Genomic DNA, 370 nt, shown 5'->3' with positions numbered 1-370 from the left:
GACCTATGCCCAGCTCAACCTGCGCGCCAATCGCCTGGCTCATGCGTTGATCGAGCGGGGTGTAGGCCCGGACGTGTTGGTGGGGCTGTGCATGCCGCGCAGCGTGCAGATGGTCGTCGGGCTACTGGCGATCCTCAAGGCCGGTGGTGCCTATGTACCGCTGGACCCGGCTTATCCACAGGATCGTTTGATGTACATGGTCGAGGACAGCGGCATCGCCTTGCTGTTGACCGAAACCAGCGTACAGCCGTACTTCGCCGACGTGGCCGTGGACTGCCTGCTGCTGGACGCACTGCCCGAGCGGTTCGATGGCTACGGCGAGCATGAGCCTTCGGTAACCGTCGACAGCCAGAACCTCGCCTATGTGATC

The 370-nt window shown here is 63.0% G+C and carries 1 protein-coding gene; it reads left to right on the top strand.

Translation table 11 applies throughout. The features are described 5' to 3' along the window. Positions 1-370: AMP-binding protein (locus HX873_RS31310; protein ID WP_177123837.1), on the top strand; the 370-nt coding region annotated here is incomplete at both ends.

The organism is Pseudomonas sp. P7758 (assembly GCF_013386485.1).
GTDB lineage: Bacteria > Pseudomonadota > Gammaproteobacteria > Pseudomonadales > Pseudomonadaceae > Aquipseudomonas.
This window is presented reverse-complemented; position numbering and strand designations above follow the sequence as displayed.